An 18,451-nucleotide genomic window follows, 5' to 3' on the forward strand; every position below is an offset into this window, starting at 1 on the left:
TTGTTGCGAACGAGTCATGAGGGATCAGGTGTCTCAGCTCCTCACCGGGACCTCCGACGTCCGGGCGGCGGGCTCATACACACCTTGGGCGAGTGGTTCGCGGTAGAGCAGCTCGATCGCGGAGGCATACTTCTCGGCGATCGGTTTGCGGCGCAGCTTCATCGTCAAGGTGAGTTCGTCACCGCCCGGCTCCCAGAAGGTGGGGAGGATCAGGAAGCGCTTGATCTGCTCCACGCGAGAGAGGCACGTGTTGGCCATCGCGACGGCGGTCGCGATCATCGCGATCATGTCGCGGTCTCGTGCCAGGGAAGCGGCGTCGACCAGGATGTCCTTCGTCGCAGCGAAATTGGCTGCGGCCTCGGGGTCGAGTGAGATCAGGGCCGTGTTGTACGGCCGCGCATCTCCGATGGTGGCCACGCCGCCGATGAGCGAGGAGGTGGCCTTGATTGCGTTCTCGATGGTGGCGGGGGACATATTCTTCCCCGACGAGTTGATGATCAGTTCCTTCTTCCGATCGATCACGGCGAGGTATCCGTCCGGGTCGATGGACACCACGTCACCGGTGGCCAGCCATCCGTCGGCGTCGACGGCGTCGGCAGTCTTGGCAGGCTCGCCCCGGTAACCCTTCATGACGAGGGGGCCACGAACGAAAAGCTCACCGTCGTTCGCGACCCTCATGTCCATGCCGGGCACGATCTTGCCGACCGTTCCCAGTTTGGCGGGATCGGCCGGGGCCGCGCTGGCGATGCAGGTCAGTTCCGACATCCCCCAGATCTCGGAGATCTGCAGCCCGAGCCCGGAGAAGAACGCCAACGTGTCGGCGGGTATCGGTGCCGCCCCCGACACGGCCCATCTGAGCTTGTCGAAGCCGAGTTCGGCGCGCATCGGCGCCAACACCATCGATTCTGCCTTGACGAACTCGTGTTCCAGTTCCTCCGGTACCGGCAGCCCTGCCCGGAGCATCTCGATCCGGCGTGCGCCGACATCGAGCCCCCACTGCAACGCGTGCCGTCGTGCGTCGTCCGGCTCGTTCGCCACCGCCCGCTCGACCGCGATCTTCAGCTTCTCCCAGACACGCGGCACCGCGCCCCAGATGGTCGGCCGGCAGTCGGGAAGTGCGGCAGCGATCTCCCGCACGTCCGCGACGACGGTGACTTGAGTTCCGAACACCATCTGGAAGTACAGCGCCGTCATCCGATCGGCGATGTGTGCCGACGGCATGAAGGAGGTGATGCGGTCTCCGAACTCGATCGGGAGGATCCAGCACACCGCGCCGGCCTCGAACAGCAATGCGGCATGAGTCGACTCCACGCCTTTCGGGTTGCCGGTGGTGCCCGAGGTGTAGATCAGGGTTGCGACATCGTCGGGCCGCACCGATTGCCACGCGGCGTCGAAGTCGAAGTCCAGTGAGCCGAGCGCCTTCATCTGGTTCAAGGTGAGTGTCCCGGCCGGGGCAATTCCTCCCTCGGCGTCGATGACGACGATCTGCTCCAGCTGTGCGCCGGATTCCCTGATCCGCTCCACGTACTGGGCCTCGCACACCACGACCTTGGCTTCGGCGTTGCCGAGAACGTATGCGATGGCAGAGGGGGGAAGCGTGTTGTAGATCGAGAACGACGTCGCCCCGACATGTTGGGCTCCGACATCGATGGGGTAGAACTCCACACGATTGGCCATCATCACGGCGACGGTGTCGCCGCGGCGGACTCCGAGTGCGGCGAATCCGGCTGCCACGTCGCGGACCTGGCTCGAGTACTGCCGCCAGGTCAACGTCTGTGCATCGCCGACCGTTCGCAGCGCGATGGCGTCCGGGTCGATGGCGGCGGTGCGTTGAAAAGCTGCGCACAGGGTGTGGGGCGCTTCCTCGATGGTCATGGGGTTCTCCTCGCGTCGGGACCGGCTGTCGTGGATCCACTCGCATGTGTGGTGACGGGGCGTTCTTCGAGCTCACGGATCAGTTGGTGGCATTCGGCGTCGGCCGCGAGGTAGCCGTCGGCGAGCACGTTCACCAGTCCTCGTCCCAGGGCCCACGGTTGCCATGCCGCTGGAGCGAGGGTGCGTCCCGCGCGGCGGGCGACAGCGTCTGCGATCACCGTCGCCGCATCCTCCGGGCTGATGCGGCGGCGCAGCGGACGCGGAAGACGCGCATCGAGCCTTCTGCCGATCTCGTCGTCGTCGAGTGTTGCCCGAGCCAGTTGGGTGTCGACCATCCCGAAGTACGCCACACCCGCGGAGGCGCCGTATCCGGTGAGTTCGAGACGGAGTGCCCGGCCGAGTTGTTCGACGGCGGCCTTGCTGATCATGTAGGACGCGCCACCGAGACCGGGTGCGAAGGCCGCCGCAGACGACACCACCACGATGTGGCCGCGTCGCGCGATCACTTCGTCGATCGCAGGATGGACGGTGTTGAAGACACCGGTGAGATTGATGTCGATGACGCGGTCGAAGCCCACCGGATCGATCTGGCGGAGGGTGGACGGGGGCGGGGTCACTCCGGCGTTCGCGATCACCACATCGATCCGCCCATACCGCTCGATCACCGCGTGCACGGCCGCATCCATGCCGGGACGGTCGCGGACATCGGCGACCAGGGTGAGGACCCGCCGTCGGCCGAGCGCGAATTCGGCTGCCGTCAGCGATGATTGATTGACGTCGAGCAGTGCGACCGTTGCACCGCGGGCATGCAGCGCTCGCGCCGATGCCAGTCCGATACCGTCACCTCCGCCGGTAATCAGGACCACCTTGCCGGCAACGTTGTACTCGGCGCCTCGACCGGGAAGTGGGAGGCCCAGGTCTCTCAGGGTGCGCGCAATTGTCGACCGGGTTCTGAACGTGGCCATCATCAATGCCTTCCGTGGAGCAGTCGGACGAGAATGCGGACCAGAGCGTCGATGCGTGGTGTGCGCCGGAACGTGGTGAGCGGAAGAATCGACGGGAATCGCTGCCTCGTCATCGCACGGGGAAACGTGAATTCCCGCAACCCGTCAGCGCCGTGAACCCGGCCGAATCCGGAATCACCGACACCACCCAGCGGCAGGCTCGGGACGGCGGCGTACATGACGTACGAATTGACCGACACCGCGCCGGTGCGGATTCGTGTCGCGATCTCGTCGCCGTGACGGCGGGAGAAGATGCTCAGCCCCAACCCGTATCGGGTCGCGTTGGCCCGTTCGACCGCCTCGTCCATATCCCGCACCCTGGCGACGGTCAGTGTCGGCCCGAATGTCTCCTCGGTGACCGCGGCACTGTCCTCCGGCACGTCCACAAGGATCGTCGGCTGCACCACGTTGCCCTCGATGGCGTCCGGCCCTCCGAGCACGGCGCGGCCGCCCCTTCCGATCGCGTCGTCGATGTGGCGACGGATCACGTCGATGTGTGTGGGCATGGTGACGGGGCCGATCTGGGCGTTCCCGCCGGTACCGGCGCGGATCGTGCCTGCGAGGGTGACCACCCGATCGACGAAGCGGTCGAATACCTCTTCGTGCACGTACACCCGCTCCACCCCGAGGCAGGTCTGACCGGCGTTGGAGAATCCACCCCACACCGCCGCATCGGCCGCGGCGTCGAGGTCGCCGTCAGCGTCCACGATCAAGGCGTCCTTTCCGCCGCACTCCATCAGGACCGGGGTGAGCGTCGCCGCGCACGCGATCATCACCTGCTTTCCGGTGGCGGTGGAACCGGTGAACCCGATCTTGTCCACACCCGATCGGCACAGCGCTGCTCCCGTCGAGCCGTCACCCGTGACCACCTGCAGAACCGGGTGTTCCGGCACGACCTCGGACAATGTCTGGGCCAACCACACACCGACTCCCGGGGTGTACTCGCTGGGCTTGTAGACCACGGTGTTCCCGGCTGCGAGCGCGAAGGACAGAGAACCGAGCGGGGTGAAAATGGGGTAGTTCCACGGTCCGATCACCCCCACGACTCCGAGGGGGAGATACTCGATGCCGGCCGCCTGGTTGACGGTGAGGAGGCTGGGGCGGACCGTGCGCCGACCCAGTACCCGGGCGGCGTTCTTCGCTGCCCACGCGAGGTGTTCCAAGGCCATCGCAATTTCGAGCATCGCGTCCGCTTGCGGCTTGCCCATCTCGATGTGGGTGAGTTCCGCGAGTTCCGGTGCCCGGCGGGCGATGACGCCCCGCCACGCATCGAGTCGCCGGGCCCGTGCCTCGAATCCCAGTGCCGCCCACCATCCGGCGACCTCACGCGCGCGGCGCACCGCGTCGTCGACGTCGTCGGCCGACCCGCGTGGGTGAGTACCGACCACTTGCCCGGTCGCCGGACTGATCACATCGAACGTGTCGGCCGCAGCCGAGGTGCTGATCATCGGGTGGTGCCCTTCGGTCCGTCGAGCGCCGTGTCGTCGAGCGCCGTGTCGGCGAGCGCGTTCACCCATCCCCGTGTCACCCGACGAAGGAGTGGCAGGGACAGCGCGAGAATGGGGGCGAAACCGGGCGCGGAGTCCACCGCAAAGGTCCAGGTGAGGCGGGTTCCGTCCGGCGTCGACTCCAGGGTGATGTCCTCGGCGAACCGGCGGAATCCCGGTCTGCTGGCTGCCTCGGCGGTGAAGGTCATCCGTCTGCCCTCGTCCCAGCGGTAGAAGCGTTCCCTCAGCGCTGCGGCCCCGTGCCCGAGCGTCACGGTCCTGGTGGTGCCGACGCCGAACGGCCGCGACGATGTCCACTCGCTTGCCGTGATCAGCCGCGCCCACGACACCAGTGCGTCGTGTGCGGTCAACACACTCCACACGTGGTCGGTGTCCGTCGAGAGATTCACGACGTGCACGATCCGGAATCGGGCGGTCTGCAGGAACTCGTCGTCGGTCGCGGCGAGTGGGTACCAGCGCGTCACAGGTCGACCACCAGTGACCCACCGGCCGAGCGGGACAGACAGATCAGCATCGAATCCTCCTTCTCGTTGTGCGTCAGGATCCTGTCGCGGTGATCGACCTCGCCGGCCAGAACACGTACGCGACAGGTGCCGCAAAAGCCCTGCTGACATGAGTAGGCGACGCCGGGGACCTCCCGGCGGATCGCGGCCAGCGCGGTCTCGTCCGGCCCGACGGACACGGTCGTCCCTCGGCGGGCGAGGTGTATCTCGAACTCGCTGCCATCGACCACCGGAAGTGGTGAGAAGCGTTCGGTGTGAAGCGATCCGGTCGGGTCGATCTCGCGCATCACCCGACGTGCGGTCGTCATCAACGGTGTCGGGCCGCACATGTAGACGGCGGCACCCGGTGAAGCCGTGGCGACGATTCCGGTGATGTCGGGAGGGCCGAGTTCGTCGTCCGGCCGGATCTCGACCTGGCCACGGGAGTACCTGGCGAGTTCATCGAGGAACGGCATGGTCGCTCGGGAGCGTCCGAGATACACCAGCCGCCATGGCAGTTCACGGTCGTGGCATCTCTTCAGCATCGGCAGGATCGGAGTGATTCCGATTCCGCCCGCGACGAACAGATACGAGTCCGCGGCCACCAGCGGGAAGGCGTTGCGCGGCCCCCGCACGGTGATCGGCGTCCCTGCCCGCAGGGAGTCGTGTACCTCGATCGAGCCACCCAGACCGGTGTCGATCCGGCGGACCGCGATGCGGTAGGACGACAGGTCGTCGGGGTCGCCGCACAGAGAGTACTGCCGTTGCTTTCCCGACGGGAGGATCAGGTCGAGGTGAGCGCCCGGGATCCAGGACGGAAGATCGCGTCCGTCCGGCGACACCACTTTCAGGCTGACCACATCAGCAGCCTCGGTCCGCACCTCCGCAACGATCAGATCCCTATCGAACCCCCAGTTGCGCACAGGCTTCGGCCTCGACAGCCATGGAGCAGCACGGCTGGCGGCGAACACGTGCCGGTACGCGACCGTCGCCCGCGCGGCCAGCCGGAGAACCCTGGAGGGTTCGAAATGGGGCGTATCGGAGTCCGAACCTGCGGACCTGTCCGACGTCGTCATCGTCATGAGTGACTTTCTCGGTGGGAACGGTTGGCGGCAGGCGACTGTGCGAGGTATCGCATCGCCACATCCATGTCACCGATCTGCGAGGGATGGAAGCCGGGACGGAGGTACGGCGGAATCTCCGTGATCAGGAATTTGATGTTGGGCACGAGCCCCCGCCTGGTTGCACGGATCAGCTGCAGCGGCCAGAAGCGACCCTTGTCCGTCGACGGGTCGGTGCAGAAGAGGTAGTTCATCGATGTCAGGAACAGCAAGCTGAGCGTGAGGCTGGCGATCAGCGCCGTTCGTACGCGGCGGGCATAGCTGCCGTCGACGTACATGTAGGCGTCGAAGGCGACGTTCCGGTGCTCGACCTCCTCGGCGCCGTGCCACCGGACCATGTCGAGCATCACCGGATGCATGCCCGCCTTCTCCAGCGCGGGGTCCGTCAGCAGCCACTCCCCCACCACGGCGGTGTAGTGCTCCATGGCGGCGAACAAGCCCAGCCGTTCGCACAGCCACGCCCGTTTCGCGCGGCCGGACAGCCCTCGATCTCCCAGAATCCGGTCTACGAGCCAGTCCATCTTCTTCGCCATCGGTTCGATGTCCATGCCCAGTTCCGCGAGGTGTTCACGGGCACCCTTGTGCGAAGCGGCATGAGTCGCCTCCTGGCCGACGAACCCGACCACTTCCTCATGGAGCCGCTCGTCCTCGATCAGCGGCAGTGCCTCCGCCAACGTCGCGGACATCGCGCGCTCACCTTCGGGAAGAACCAGATGCATGAAGTTGATGACGTGCGTGGCCATCGGCTCGTCGGGAACATAGTGCAATGGCACTCCATCCCAGGAGAACTCGACGTCACGAGCGGCGATCGCGTGTGCCTCGTCCGTGTACCGCCGCGCACCGACAGGATCGACCACAGGGTTTCGGCCGATTCGGGGAAACGACATCATCCTGCTGTCCTCACTGGCGACTTTGCCGAGGCTCCGGCCCCGCTGACGATGTAGTGGTCGAGGTCCACCCGGCGGGTCCGCGCGCGGAAGCGGCGGTTGAACCCCGGGTAGAAGGTGAAGTTGCGGCCCTCGCCGCTGAGGTAGTAGCTGTTGCACCCGCCGGTGTTCCATACCGAGGTCTGTAACCTCTCGTCGACCTCGTCGACGAATGCCTGCTGAACATCGGGGCGGACGTCGATACTCGCCGCCCCCTGCGCGTTCATTTCCTGCAGACAACTGAGGATGTACGCAATCTGCGCTTCGATGGTCACAACCTGCGAGGTGTAGACGACCGAATTGGGACCGAGCAACATGAAGAAGTTGGGGAAACCACTGATAGTGGTGCCGAGATAGGCGCGGGCATTGCCGTTCCACGCCTCGGCGAGGGTACGACCGTCTCGGCCTCGCACCACATCGAACGCGGGATTGTCGGTCAACCGGAAGCCCGTTCCCAGCACGATCGTGTCGACCTCGTGCAGAACGCCGTCCTCGGTGACGATCCCATTCGATCGCATTTCCCGAATTCCGTCGGTGACCACGTCCACGTTCGGTTGCGCGAGCGCCGGATAGAAGGAGTTGGAAAACGTTGGTCGTTTGCAGCCGAACGCATAGGTGGGCGTAAGTTTTGTCCGCAGTTCGGGGTTGTGGATCTGGCGGCGCAGGTGGGCGCGGCCGAGTGCCGCCAGCCCTTTCAGTAGCGCCGGCTTGTACACGAATCCGGGAACCATCGCCTCTTGGACCAGATCGAGACCGGTCCGTGCCAGCCGCTGGGCAACAGGTACCCGCGCGAACAATTTCCGGGGCCATCCGGTCATCGGTTGGTCGGGGTGCGGAAGTATCCACGTCGGGGTCCGCTGGAACACTGTCATCGAACCGACGATCGGCTGGATTCGGGGGATGATCTGGACCGCAGAGGCACCGGTTCCGATCACCGCGACCCTTTCCCCCGCGAGATCGTGCTCGTGATCCCAGGCAGCCGAGTGAAAGACAGCGCCTCGAAAGCTCGCTAGTCCCGGGAGGTTCGGTACCGCCGGTTCACTGAACGGGCCCATCGCCCCGACCAGGATCCGCGCCTCCCAGGTTCCACGACTGGTGGTCACGTGCCACACCTGCGAGTCGTCGTCCCAGGTCGCGTCCCGCACGTCGTGACCCATCCGCAGATGCGGGACGATGCCGAAGTTCTCAGTGCAGGCGCGGAGATAGTCGTGGATCTCCTGCTGCAGCGGGTAAAGCCTGGTCCAGTTCGGGTTGGGCGCAAAAGAGAATGAATAGAGGATCGAGGGGATGTCGCACTGCGCTCCCGGGTAGGTGTTGACCCGCCACGTCCCGCCGATGTCCTCCGCGCGGTCGAGCACGACGAAGTCGTCGATGCCGGCTTGTTTCAGTCTGATCGCAGTTCCCAGCCCACCGAATCCCGCTCCGACGACGAGTACGTCGACCACTTCGGGTGGGTCATCGACGCTGTCGACCGGAAGTTCCACCGGTGTTGCAGACCTGACCATTCGGGCGCCCTCCTCGTTGATGCCGCGCATGCCGGCAACACTAGAACTGACATCACACGCTGTCAACAGCGATCGATGTCAACATTAGGGAGAGGATCACACCGGCATCCGACCTGCACGCCGCAGTGAGAGGATGAGGACATGACCGAGACCGGCCGCGGCGCACCCCGCCGATGGCGTGGACAGGAGCCGGAAGACCGACGGGCCACGCGCCGGGAACAACTGATCGAAGCAGGCCTGGAAATCATGGGCACGGACGGCAACGATGTTCGGCGCTCTCGCGTTCCTGTACCAGCATTGGCTCACCGGCAACTCGAAAATTTCCAAAAGCCGGGTCATAGACCATGTTTCGCTGGCAATCGAAGCCCAGGCCAACGTCAACAGCACGCCGGATCCAACCAGGTGACACTCGCCATGGACAACCACCGCGATTCCCGCACTTGCGCCGGCCCGATTCGCCGTCACCGCCTGCCTCGTGCCGCGAGGACCGAGAACTCTACGGCGCAACCGGATAGTGGCTGGTGATCGCGACCCGGTTCCAGGCGTTCATCACGGTCGCCAGCCAGCTGATCGCGGACACCTGCACGTCGGTGAGTGAGCCGTCGTCCCAGGTCCGCCGTTCCGGGACAGCGAGCGCGGTGACCTGTTCGGCGAGCCCGAGCGCCGCCCGCTCCTGGTCGCTGAAGTACTGCGACTCCCACCACGCCGCCACGACCGCAAGTCGATCCGCGCTCTCCCCCTTGGCCAGCGCGTCGCGGGTATGCAAGCGAAGACAGAACGCGCAGCCGTTGAGTTGCGAGACCCGAATCTTCACCAACTCCACCAGCAGCGGGCCCACCCCCGCCGCCTCCAGAGCTGCCTTCACCTCCGCGTCCAACTTCGTCAGGCTCTGGTAAACGGACGGGTGCTGCTTACCGAGATTCACGCTGGTCATCATGTTTCCTTCGAATAGTGTGCCGGACTGACGAATGGTCGTGCGTGCGTTCCGGTCACGCGGACCACGCCGACCCCGTGATCCGATCGACCATGCTCACGCTGCGGAAGCCCGGAACGAAGTGCTCGAGCACGTCGGCGTTGACGGTGCCGTAGGTCGTGTCCGGCCGATAGCTGAGCCCGTCGACGAAAGCACGCAGAAACTCGTTCTTGAAGTCACCCCGCGGATGGACAGCGGTGATCTCCTCCACCTGATCCGGGTGCAGACCGTCCAGACCCAGCCCGACCACATCGGTGAGAACACCGAAGTTCGTGGCAGCGACCTCATCCCCCATCCGGCCGGGAATCCCCGGCGTCGTGTGCAACGCGATCGCCGTCCACACCACCTCAGCGGCGGCATCGGAGAAACCGCGATCGAGCAGAAACTTGCGAGCACGATCGGCGCCATCGAGCTCGAACCGCTGCTCCACATCCGAGAAGGGCGTGAGCAGACCCGTGTCGTGGAAGAGGGCAGAGAGGTAGAGCAGCTCAGGGTCCGGCCGCAGGCCGAGCTCGCGAGCCCGCAGCGTGCTGAAGAGGAACACCCGCCGCGAGTGATGGAAAATCAGCGGGTTCGTCGTCTCCCTGATCAGAACCGTGGCCTCAGCCGCCGCCTGCGTCTCGGGAATCTCCACTCCTGCGATGATCTCGGTCATGAGCCCTGCACGTTCAGGTTTCGATGTTGTAGAACAGACGATGTGTCCGTCCCCCAACGGTGCCGCACACCTGGCCTCCGGCGCCGCCTCGGTCCGGCCATGAACCACTCGAATCCGGACAGGCGATGAGCATGCACACCGGCCCCCACCCGCATCGGGTCGCGGTCCTGGTCTACGACGGGGTGAAACTGCTCGACGTCGCCGGCCCCGCCGAGGTGTTCGCCGAGGCGAACCTATGCGGCGCCGACTACCAGATCGTGCTGCTGTCACCGACCGGGGCCAATGTGGCATCGTCCATCGGCATCACGATCTCCGTCGACGGCGACGCAGCATCGGAACCGTCCCCCGACACTTTCCTCGTCGCCGGCGGCGACATCTACCCCCGAACCGCCATCGCCCGCGACCTCCTCGACGCCACACACACCCTCGCCACCCGAGCCGCCCGGGTCGGCTCCATCTGCACCGGGGCATTCATCCTCGGGGCGGCAGGCCTCCTGGACGGCAAACGCGCGACCACGCACTGGAAAGTCGCCCACGAACTCGCCGCCCGCCACCCGACGACCCACGTCGAACCCGACTCGATCTACGTTCGCGACGGCACCACCTACACCTCCGCAGGCGTCAGCGCCGGCATCGACCTAGCGCTGGCCCTCGTCGAAGACGACCACGGCCCCGAACTGACACGCGACGTCGCCCGACGCCTCGTGGTCTACCTGCAGCGCGCGGGCGGACAATCGCAATTCTCCGCGCCATTCCAAGGCCCACCGCCGCGCACACCAGCCCTCCGCCGAATTGTGGATCTCGTGACGGCGGACCCCGCCGGGAACCACTCGCTTGCCGAACTCGCCACACACCTCAACATGAGCCCCCGCCACCTCACACGACTCTTCCGCACCGAGCTGTCCACCACACCTGCCCGATACGTCGAACTGATCCGATTCGACCTGGCAAAGGCCCTCCTCGACCACGGACATAACGCAACACAGGCAGCATCCCTCGCCGGATTTCCCAGCTACGAAAGCCTGCGACGAGTCTTCGTGCGAGAGCTGTCGATGTCCCCGGCGGCCTACCAACGCCGCTTCGGCACCGCACACCGCGCCGACGCAGGATAACCATGGCCACCGTGTGGCGTCGGCGACCGATGAATTCCGCCTCGCCACGCAGTCTGTATTGATGAGTGTCCGCTTCCGCACCTGCGGGAGGTGTGAGATGAGGCAACAAGGAGCGTGCATACCGTGGAACAAGACAACGTGAGCGCCACTGTGACGGTCACCGCGCCCGCCTCCAGGGTGTTCGCGGTATTGGCCGACCCGACGACCCATTCTGCGATCGACGGCACCGGCTGGGTTCAGCAAGCCGCCGACCGGGCGCCGCTGACCGAGGTGGGGCAGATATTCCGGATGGACATGTATCACCCCAACCATCCGAACGGTGAGTATCAGGTGGCCAACGAGGTCCACGTGATCGACCCGCCGCGCGCCATCGGCTGGATGACGGGGCAGGAGAAGGACGGCGGTCGCCTGGAGTTCGGCGGCTGGATCTGGCGCTACGACCTGGTGCCGCGCGGCCCGGCCGAGACCGAGGTCACGCTCACCTACGACTGGTCTGCGGTGCCCCAGTTCATCCGCGAGTACATCCAGTTCCCGCCGTTCGGTCCTGAGCATCTCACCAACTCGCTGCACCACCTGGCCGAGCTTGCCGCCACGACCTCCCAGGCTTGGACGGCCGAGTAGTCCTACGGTTGGGCGAGCCGCTCGAGGAGCCATGATTCGACGCCGCTGAGCGCAGTCCCGGCCATTGCCGTGGGGTGGCCCGTGAACCCGTGGGGCGCGTCGGGATAGATCCGGAGCTCGACGTCATTGCCGGCGGCGGAGAGCCGGCCTGCCATCGCGAGGTTGTCTTCCAACAACACGTCCTTGCTTCCGACGACCAGCAGCGCCGGGGGAAGGCCGTGGAGGTCGCCGTAGAGAGGAGAGATGTCTGGAGCAGTGCGATCTTCCACATGGCCGGCGTAGGCCTGGATGAAGTATTCGTCGGCGATCCGACGTCCGGCCGGAGTCTGCGCGCTCGAGTCGAAGGTGCCGAATTGGAGTGCGGCGCCGGTGAACCCGTCGACGGCCCCCCGGTCCCGCAGCCGGAGCAGAGTTGCCATCGCGAGTGTCGCTCCCGCCGATCGCCCGCCGATCGCCAGTCGGGATGATCCGAAGCGGGCATCGGCGTGTTCGACGAGCCAGAGCGCCGCCGCTTCACAGTCATCGGGTGCGGCCGGCCACGGGTGCTCGGGTGCCAGCCGGTAGTCGACGCTGACGACGGCGATGCGGAGAGCGTCAGCGAGCTCACGGTTACGCACGTCGTCGCGCGCCGCGGAGTCCATGTAGAAGCCGCCGCCGTGTATGTCGAGGTAGACGCCCCGCGCTCGACCGCCGGTGGGGGTAGAGATCCTCACCGGGACATGCGCTCCCGCGGCTTCGACCATCTCTTCGATCGCCGGTGGATCGGCGGGAGAAGGAGCGGACCGCCTCGCCCGTACTTCCCTCAACTCCTCGGGGGTGCGGGGGCCACGGCCTGCTGCCCTCGAGGTGTAGAAACCCCGAGCTTCCTCGACCTGCTCCGCGGGCACGTCAGCCAGCAAATAGTCCAGCGCGAACCGCACGCGCCCTCCTCACCGTCGGGGTCTCATCACCACACTGTTTACCGCGCAGCGCTCGGCACACACCGAACGCGAATTCAGTGCTTCTGAACGGTTTTCAGTGTTCGCGAGCCGACGGAGATTGTATCGGTACAGATTGTTGCAAGAGTTCGGCACGGGTGCCGGGCATGCCGCTGTCACCCCGATCGGAGGATTTAACTGCCAGAACTTGGTTGATCCCGAGCCGATTCGCCGCAAACGCCAACGCCGCGCCGGCCATGTACATCCGCCACACCCGGGCCCGCCCGGCGCTGCTGTAGGCCACCGCCTCGTCCCAGTTCGCCTCCAGGTTCCCCACCCAGGCCCGCAGGGTCAGCGCGTAGTGCTCGCGCAGCGACTCGACGTCGCGCACCTCGAAACCGGCCCCTTCGAGCGCCTCGATCATCGTCGCGAGTGGTTCGATTTCTCCGTCGGGGAACACGTAGCGATCGATGAAGGACGTTTTGGAGAACGTGGCGGCGGGTTTGCGTGGTCGCCGCGAGATCGCGTGGTTGAGCAGCCGCCCCTGCGGGCGTAGCAACGCGAACAGGTCCGCGGCGTAGGTTGCCAGCATCGCGACGCCGACGTGCTCGGCCATGCCGATGCTCGAGATCGCGTCGTAGGGGCCGTCTGTGACGTCGCGGTAGTCCTGGACTCGGATCTGCACCAACTCCCCCACGCCCGCGTCGACCATCCGTTTGGCGGCGTAGTCCGCCTGCTCCTGGGACAGGGTGACACCGACGACGTGCACTCCGTAGTGACGTGCCGCGTGCAGCGCGAAGGTTCCCCACCCGCAGCCGACGTCGAGGATCCGCATCCCCGCGGTCAGGCCGAGCTTGCGGGCCACCAGATCGCATTTGGCATATTGGGCTGCGTCCAGATCGTCGCTCGGCTCCGCCCAGTACGCGCACGAGTAGGTCATCGACTCGCCGAGCACGAGTCGATAGAAGTCGTTGCCGACGTCGTAGTGGTGGCTGATCGCGGCGGCGTCACGCTCCTTGTCGTGCCGGTGCCCGCGCGCCGGTTTCATCTCCTCGGCCGGTGGTTTCGGTGGGAGGCCGATGATCCCCAGACGTAGCGCCGCTGTCGCCAGCGCCTTCTTCGTCTGCCTGTCTATCCGTACGCCGGGGCCCCTCGTCGGGTCCGACACCTGCTCCAACACGTCCAGCCCAGCGAGCAGGTCACCCTCGATGTCGATGTCGCCGGACACGTAGGCCCGCGCGAAACCGAGGTCGTTGGGCGCCCACAGCAACCGCCGCAGACCACGCCGATTGACGATGTGCACCTGCCACGGCGCGTCCGAGGGACCACTGCGACTACCGTCCCAACACCGGATTCCTACCGGGACCTGTTCCCCCACCACCGCGCGAACCAGCGGCGCCACCGTGTCAGCGACCGTCATACACACCTCCGTCGAAGTTTGGGGTCCCACCACCACTGCGGCTGCTCAGTTCACCTGACTCGCCCGTCGACCATATCGATGGAACCCCCGTCGCCGCACACCTTCACACCAACTCCCGCTCGGGACATCCTGTTTCTCGAACCCCGACTCGCCGTCATCGGATGGGCGGCCCGAACGGATCAGACGCCATCGGCTCCGGGCGTTACGATTGCGTCGAAGAGTTCGCCCGAGAGCCAGGGGTGCCCATGTCGGATCTGGATCAGGCGTTCGCCGATGCGCAGGAGAACGTCACGAAGCTCACCTCGCGGCCGGCCAACGATGAGCTGCTGCGGCTGTACGCGCTGTTCAAGCAGGGGTCGAAGGGCGATGTCGAAGGCAAGCGGCCCGGTCGGTTCGACATGGTCAACCGCGCCAAGTACGACGCCTGGGCCAAGGTGGCGGGTACGAGCAGCGCCGATGCCAAGCAGAGCTACATCGACCTGGTGGCCCGGCTCACGCAGGGCTGAGTTCGGGCGTTCCGGTCCGGTGCTGCCCGATCGCGCGTGATCCAGCGGTCGCCCCGGCGCAGACCTGGCACGATGGCGGTGTGACGGATTCCAAGCGCGTCCTCGTCCTCGGCTCGGGATTCGCCGGCTTGTGGGCCGCGCTGGGGGCTGCGCGGCGGCTCGACGAACTCGATGCGGCGGGCACCGTCGATGTCACGGTGATCAGTGCGCAGCCGTTCCACGACATCCGGGTCCGCAACTACGAGGCAGACCTGAGCGCTTGCCGCATTCCACTGAGCGACGTGCTCGACCCGGTCGCCGTCGGGCACATCGCCGCCGAGGTGACGGCGATCGACACCGCGGCGCACAGCGTCACCGTTTCGGGTAACGGGGCACAATTCACGCAGAGGTACGACCGCTTGGTCATGGCGCTGGGCAGTCGGGTGGCGAAGCCCGATATCCCCGGTTTGCGGGAATTCGGCTTCGACGTGGACACCTACGACGGCGCAATGAAGCTACAGCGCCACCTGGCCACGCTGTCCGGCGGCCGAGCGGACGCGGGCGCGGCGACCGCGGTGGTGGTCGGCGCCGGCCTTACGGGCATCGAAACGGCGTCCGAGTTGCCCGGAATGCTGGCGAAGGTATTCGCAGGACGCAACGTCGAACCACGGGTGGTGCTGATCGACCACAACCCCTACGTCGGTTCCGACATGGGGGCATCGGCGCGACCGGTGATCGAAGCGGCTTTGTCCGACAACGGCGTCGAGACGAGGACGGGTGTCGGTGTCGCCGCTGTCGACGAGCACGGCGTGACGCTTTCCTCCGGAGAGGTGCTGGCCGCGGGCACCGTCGTCTGGTGCGCGGGCATGCGGGCGAACCCGCTGACCGCACAACTCGGTGCCGAGCACGACCGGCTCGGTCGCCTGCCGGTCGACGACTATCTGCGGGTGATCGGCTCGCCCGAGGTATTCGCCGCCGGCGACGTCGCCGCGGCAAGGGTGGACGAGGACCACCTGTCGGTGATGTCGTGCCAGCACGGGCGACCGATGGGCCGCTACGCGGGATACAACGTCATCAGCGATCTACTCGGGGAGGCGATGCTCCCGCTCCGGATCCCCTGGTACGCAACGATTCTCGACCTGGGACCGGCGGGAGCGGTGTACACCGAGGGGTGGGATCGACAGGTGGTGTCGCGCGGCGCGCGAGCCAAAGCCACCAAGGTCACCATCAACACCCAACGCATCTATCCCCCGTTGAACCGAGACCGTGACGCGCTGCTGGCCGCCGCCGCGCCGGCGCTGCAGGCGCGACCTGATCCCGGACAATGACTTTCAGATCGGCGGTCGAGGTCGTCGACCACATCGGTGACGACGACACGACCGCCCTGCCGGTCGCCCGCCAGGCCACGACCTCTCGCCATCTCACTACACCCGGCGATGCCTCCTTCGGCCAAGTCCATCTCAACATGTAGCGTGCACCATCTATTCGTGCACAACTGATATGTGCCACCTGCAGCGCCAGCCGCAGCGGACGGCCACCGAAACAGGTCAATAGGCACAGACAGGACCCCTACCACAGGCGAGGGCAAGGCCAATGAGACAGTCCGACAGCCCCTTCTACGACGAGATACGGGGTGCAGGTACATTCGCCGCCTTGCTGAGCAGGCGCACGAACCGCCTGGGCGGGCGTTGTCCCGGGCCCGCCGAACGCGACGCCTGGTCGGGCTGCATGACGAAGGCGATTGCCTCAACATCCCCGACAGCAGCGCCGAGAGCAGTGGAACCATCCGCCGAACCTGAGGTTGTGGAGACCATCGACATACATAATCGCCCTGCACCGGGCCCCGCGCCCGCCGCGACAGCCCGCGATTCCTCGGTGCCAGCCGCCGCGGCGGTCGCAACCGCATCCGCCGCAGACGACGTCGTCGACCCCGACGATCCGCCTGGGGAATAGCCTGCACTCATGGCCGCACGGAAGACCACCCAGCGACGCTCCAAGCCCAGACGAGCCAGCGCCGCGCCGCTGATACCCACCCCGGGGCACGGGGAGCGGATCTGGATCCTCGATGTCCCTTATCGGGCATCCGCGCCCGGTGCCAAGTACTACAAAGCGCTCAAAGCATATGCCTACATCGGCACTCAATTGCCTGACGAACTCACCGTCTACGCGTCGAAACCGTACTCGTACGCTCGCTGGGTCGAAGAGGACTTCAACGGCGTGCGGCAACCGGGCGCTACTGGTTTCCACAAGATACCGCGGCCCGAACAGGTGGACGCCGCGAAGGCGATCGCGACGGCCTTTCACCACGGCAAGCGCGGATTCCTGTTGGCCGACGAGCCCGGTGTAGGCAAGACCGGCAGCGCAATCCTCGGCGCGAAAGCTGCGCTGAAATTAGGGGGCGGCGACACCGTACTCATCACCGTGGACCGGCCGGCCCAGATCACCATCGCCGCGTGGCGCGACGCCCTCGCTGCGTTCGGCGACGGAGGCTATCGGTGGCTGATCATCTCCCCGGACCAGCTCAAGAAGTTACTCGGACGCAACGGCCAACCGAAGTACTCCTTCTCCCTCATCATCAATGACGAGGCACAGCAATTCAGGCACCTCACGGCCCAGCGCACCCAGTACCAGCGGCGCATCAACCGTCTCTCCGCGACGCCTGAGAAGGCGCCGTTCGTCATCACCGTGACGGCGACACCGGGTCATCACCCAGGCGAATACACCTACTTGTCTTCGCTTTTCGCGCAACTGCACGATGACCCGCCGGGCGAGTGGGCCGATCTCGGTAAGAAACTGGTCGAGCATGGCCTACCCCTGACTCCCGGGTGGGACAAGGGCAAATGGGACTGGAACGACCAAGCAAAAGGCTCTCAGCGGCTGCAGCATCAGGCCGTCACCCGCGTCCGAAAATGGATGACCGACTGCGACCCGCCCGTCATGATGCATCGCGACGCGCCCTGGGGGCCGCCACCTATCGACGGCCTGCCACTCGACTTCACCGCCACACAATGGGCTGCGTACCACCAGGACTGGAGTGAGTTCCGCAGCGCGATGAGGATCGCCCGCCAGGGGAACGACACCGCCCGCGGCCGTGCCGCTCTGATGCGGTTCCGGCAGAAGGCAGGCATGCTGCGAGCCCCGCAGACCGCCGAGCTGGTAGCCGCACACGTCGAACGTGGCTACCAGGTACTCGTCGCCGTCGAATTGGTCACCACGGCCGCCGACCCGGTAGCCAACCTCTTGGAGGAGCACGGCATTGGCGTCTCCCGCATCTTCGGCGCGGGCGATCTCGAGACGGAGCGCATTCGATTTCAGCGAGGCCACAACCCGGTCGTGGTGTTCAACACCGCATCTGCGATCAATCTGCAGGCGTCCGAGTTGATGGTCGACGGTTCCCGCGCCTCATCGGCACGTCGCATCGGGTTCTTCCACCAGCCTCGCTACTCCGGAATTGCCGCACGCCAAACGATGGGTCGTGCGCATCGCGACGGGCAGGTTTGCTCGTGGTCACTCCTGTTCGCCGCCGGAACGGTGGAGGAGCAGGCGGCTCGGATCATGATCAATCGGCTCATGGTGACATCGGCCAGTGTCGATGGCGATCTCGGGGGGTTCGGAAACCTCGCCCGGCTGTTCGACGCAGACTGGCTTCCCGAAAGCATCTTCGAGTAGGAATGATGCCTGGACCAGGGACTTCTGCAATCGAGAGTGAGCGGATGTACATTCCCCCACTCAGCCAGGTGTGTCCGCGTGGACACACGACAGCACTGGGAGCCACACCCATCGGCGGACCGCCGGATCGGGTTCAAAGGCCCAGCTCAACCGGGGGAACAGGCGAGGACGTCTCATG

Annotated in this window: 16 protein-coding genes; 5 read left to right on the forward strand and 11 right to left on the reverse strand. The window is 65.9% G+C overall.

Annotated features, from left to right (window positions below):
- Positions 1-33: 33 nt before the first annotated feature.
- The 9 genes from fadD11 to QM693_RS22370 all read right to left on the reverse strand — a co-directional run bounded on the left by fadD11 (position 34) and on the right by QM693_RS22370 (position 10,049).
- Positions 34-1,875, reverse strand: a complete 1,842-nt coding sequence (gene fadD11 / locus QM693_RS22330) for a fatty acid--CoA ligase FadD11 (RefSeq protein WP_283353453.1) — start codon at positions 1,873-1,875, stop codon at positions 34-36.
- On the reverse strand, positions 1,872-2,843 hold the full coding sequence (locus tag QM693_RS22335) for an SDR family oxidoreductase (RefSeq protein WP_283353454.1): 972 nt from the start codon (positions 2,841-2,843) through the stop codon (positions 1,872-1,874). The genes fadD11 and QM693_RS22335 overlap by 4 nt, the downstream gene beginning before the upstream one ends.
- On the reverse strand, positions 2,843-4,327 hold the full coding sequence (locus QM693_RS22340; protein WP_283353455.1) for an aldehyde dehydrogenase family protein: 1,485 nt from the start codon (positions 4,325-4,327) through the stop codon (positions 2,843-2,845). Before QM693_RS22340 ends, QM693_RS22335 begins: the two co-directional genes overlap by 1 nt.
- Complete coding sequence (locus QM693_RS22345) at positions 4,324-4,851, reverse strand: SRPBCC family protein (RefSeq protein ID WP_283353456.1); 528 nt, start codon at positions 4,849-4,851, stop codon at positions 4,324-4,326. The genes QM693_RS22340 and QM693_RS22345 overlap by 4 nt, the downstream gene beginning before the upstream one ends.
- Complete coding sequence (locus QM693_RS22350; RefSeq protein ID WP_283353457.1) at positions 4,848-5,951, reverse strand: PDR/VanB family oxidoreductase; 1,104 nt, start codon at positions 5,949-5,951, stop codon at positions 4,848-4,850. The genes QM693_RS22345 and QM693_RS22350 overlap by 4 nt, the downstream gene beginning before the upstream one ends.
- Positions 5,948-6,880 carry a metal-dependent hydrolase gene (locus QM693_RS22355; protein WP_283353458.1) on the reverse strand — a complete coding sequence of 311 codons (933 nt, stop codon included), beginning with the start codon at positions 6,878-6,880 and terminating at the stop codon, positions 5,948-5,950. The genes QM693_RS22350 and QM693_RS22355 overlap by 4 nt, the downstream gene beginning before the upstream one ends.
- Positions 6,877-8,421, reverse strand: coding sequence for a flavin-containing monooxygenase (locus tag QM693_RS22360; protein ID WP_283353497.1), 1,545 nt, complete (start codon positions 8,419-8,421; stop codon positions 6,877-6,879). The genes QM693_RS22355 and QM693_RS22360 overlap by 4 nt, the downstream gene beginning before the upstream one ends.
- 496 nt (positions 8,422-8,917) lie before the next feature.
- Positions 8,918-9,355: a carboxymuconolactone decarboxylase family protein gene (locus tag QM693_RS22365; protein ID WP_283332318.1), complete on the reverse strand. Its 438-nt coding sequence runs from the start codon at positions 9,353-9,355 to the stop codon at positions 8,918-8,920.
- Positions 9,356-9,410: 55 nt separating this feature from the next.
- Complete coding sequence (locus tag QM693_RS22370; RefSeq protein ID WP_283353459.1) at positions 9,411-10,049, reverse strand: HD domain-containing protein; 639 nt, start codon at positions 10,047-10,049, stop codon at positions 9,411-9,413.
- Positions 10,050-10,174: 125 nt separating this feature from the next.
- Between QM693_RS22370 and QM693_RS22375 the strand changes: the two genes are divergently transcribed.
- On the forward strand, positions 10,175-11,161 hold the full coding sequence (locus tag QM693_RS22375; RefSeq protein ID WP_502942662.1) for a GlxA family transcriptional regulator: 987 nt from the start codon (positions 10,175-10,177) through the stop codon (positions 11,159-11,161).
- Positions 11,162-11,284: 123 nt separating this feature from the next.
- Positions 11,285-11,782, forward strand: coding sequence for an SRPBCC family protein (locus QM693_RS22380; protein ID WP_283353461.1), 498 nt, complete (start codon positions 11,285-11,287; stop codon positions 11,780-11,782).
- A 2-nt stretch (positions 11,783-11,784) separates the two neighbouring features.
- Here the strand turns inward: QM693_RS22380 and QM693_RS22385 are convergent, their stop codons facing one another.
- Both QM693_RS22385 and QM693_RS22390 read right to left on the reverse strand, forming a co-directional pair.
- Positions 11,785-12,702 carry an alpha/beta hydrolase gene (locus QM693_RS22385; RefSeq protein WP_283353462.1) on the reverse strand — a complete coding sequence of 306 codons (918 nt, stop codon included), beginning with the start codon at positions 12,700-12,702 and terminating at the stop codon, positions 11,785-11,787.
- Between the two features lie 94 nt (positions 12,703-12,796).
- Positions 12,797-14,119 (reverse strand): class I SAM-dependent methyltransferase, encoded by a 1,323-nt coding sequence (locus QM693_RS22390; protein WP_283353463.1) that lies wholly within the window; start codon positions 14,117-14,119, stop codon positions 12,797-12,799.
- A 245-nt stretch (positions 14,120-14,364) separates the two neighbouring features.
- Here QM693_RS22390 and QM693_RS22395 point away from each other — a divergent pair, with 245 nt between their 5' ends.
- The 3 genes from QM693_RS22395 (at position 14,365) to QM693_RS22405 (ending at position 18,273) form a co-directional block, all read left to right on the forward strand.
- Positions 14,365-14,625: an acyl-CoA-binding protein gene (locus QM693_RS22395; RefSeq protein ID WP_283332312.1), complete on the forward strand. Its 261-nt coding sequence runs from the start codon at positions 14,365-14,367 to the stop codon at positions 14,623-14,625.
- Between the two features lie 80 nt (positions 14,626-14,705).
- Complete coding sequence (locus QM693_RS22400) at positions 14,706-15,932, forward strand: NAD(P)/FAD-dependent oxidoreductase (protein ID WP_283353464.1); 1,227 nt, start codon at positions 14,706-14,708, stop codon at positions 15,930-15,932.
- Between the two features lie 634 nt (positions 15,933-16,566).
- A complete protein-coding gene (locus QM693_RS22405; protein WP_283353465.1) occupies positions 16,567-18,273 on the forward strand; it encodes a DEAD/DEAH box helicase in 1,707 nt (568 codons plus the stop codon).
- The last annotated feature ends 178 nt before the right edge of the window (positions 18,274-18,451 follow it).

The organism is Rhodococcus sp. IEGM 1305 (assembly GCF_030058635.1).
Lineage (GTDB): Bacteria > Actinomycetota > Actinomycetes > Mycobacteriales > Mycobacteriaceae > Rhodococcus_F > Rhodococcus_F opacus_D.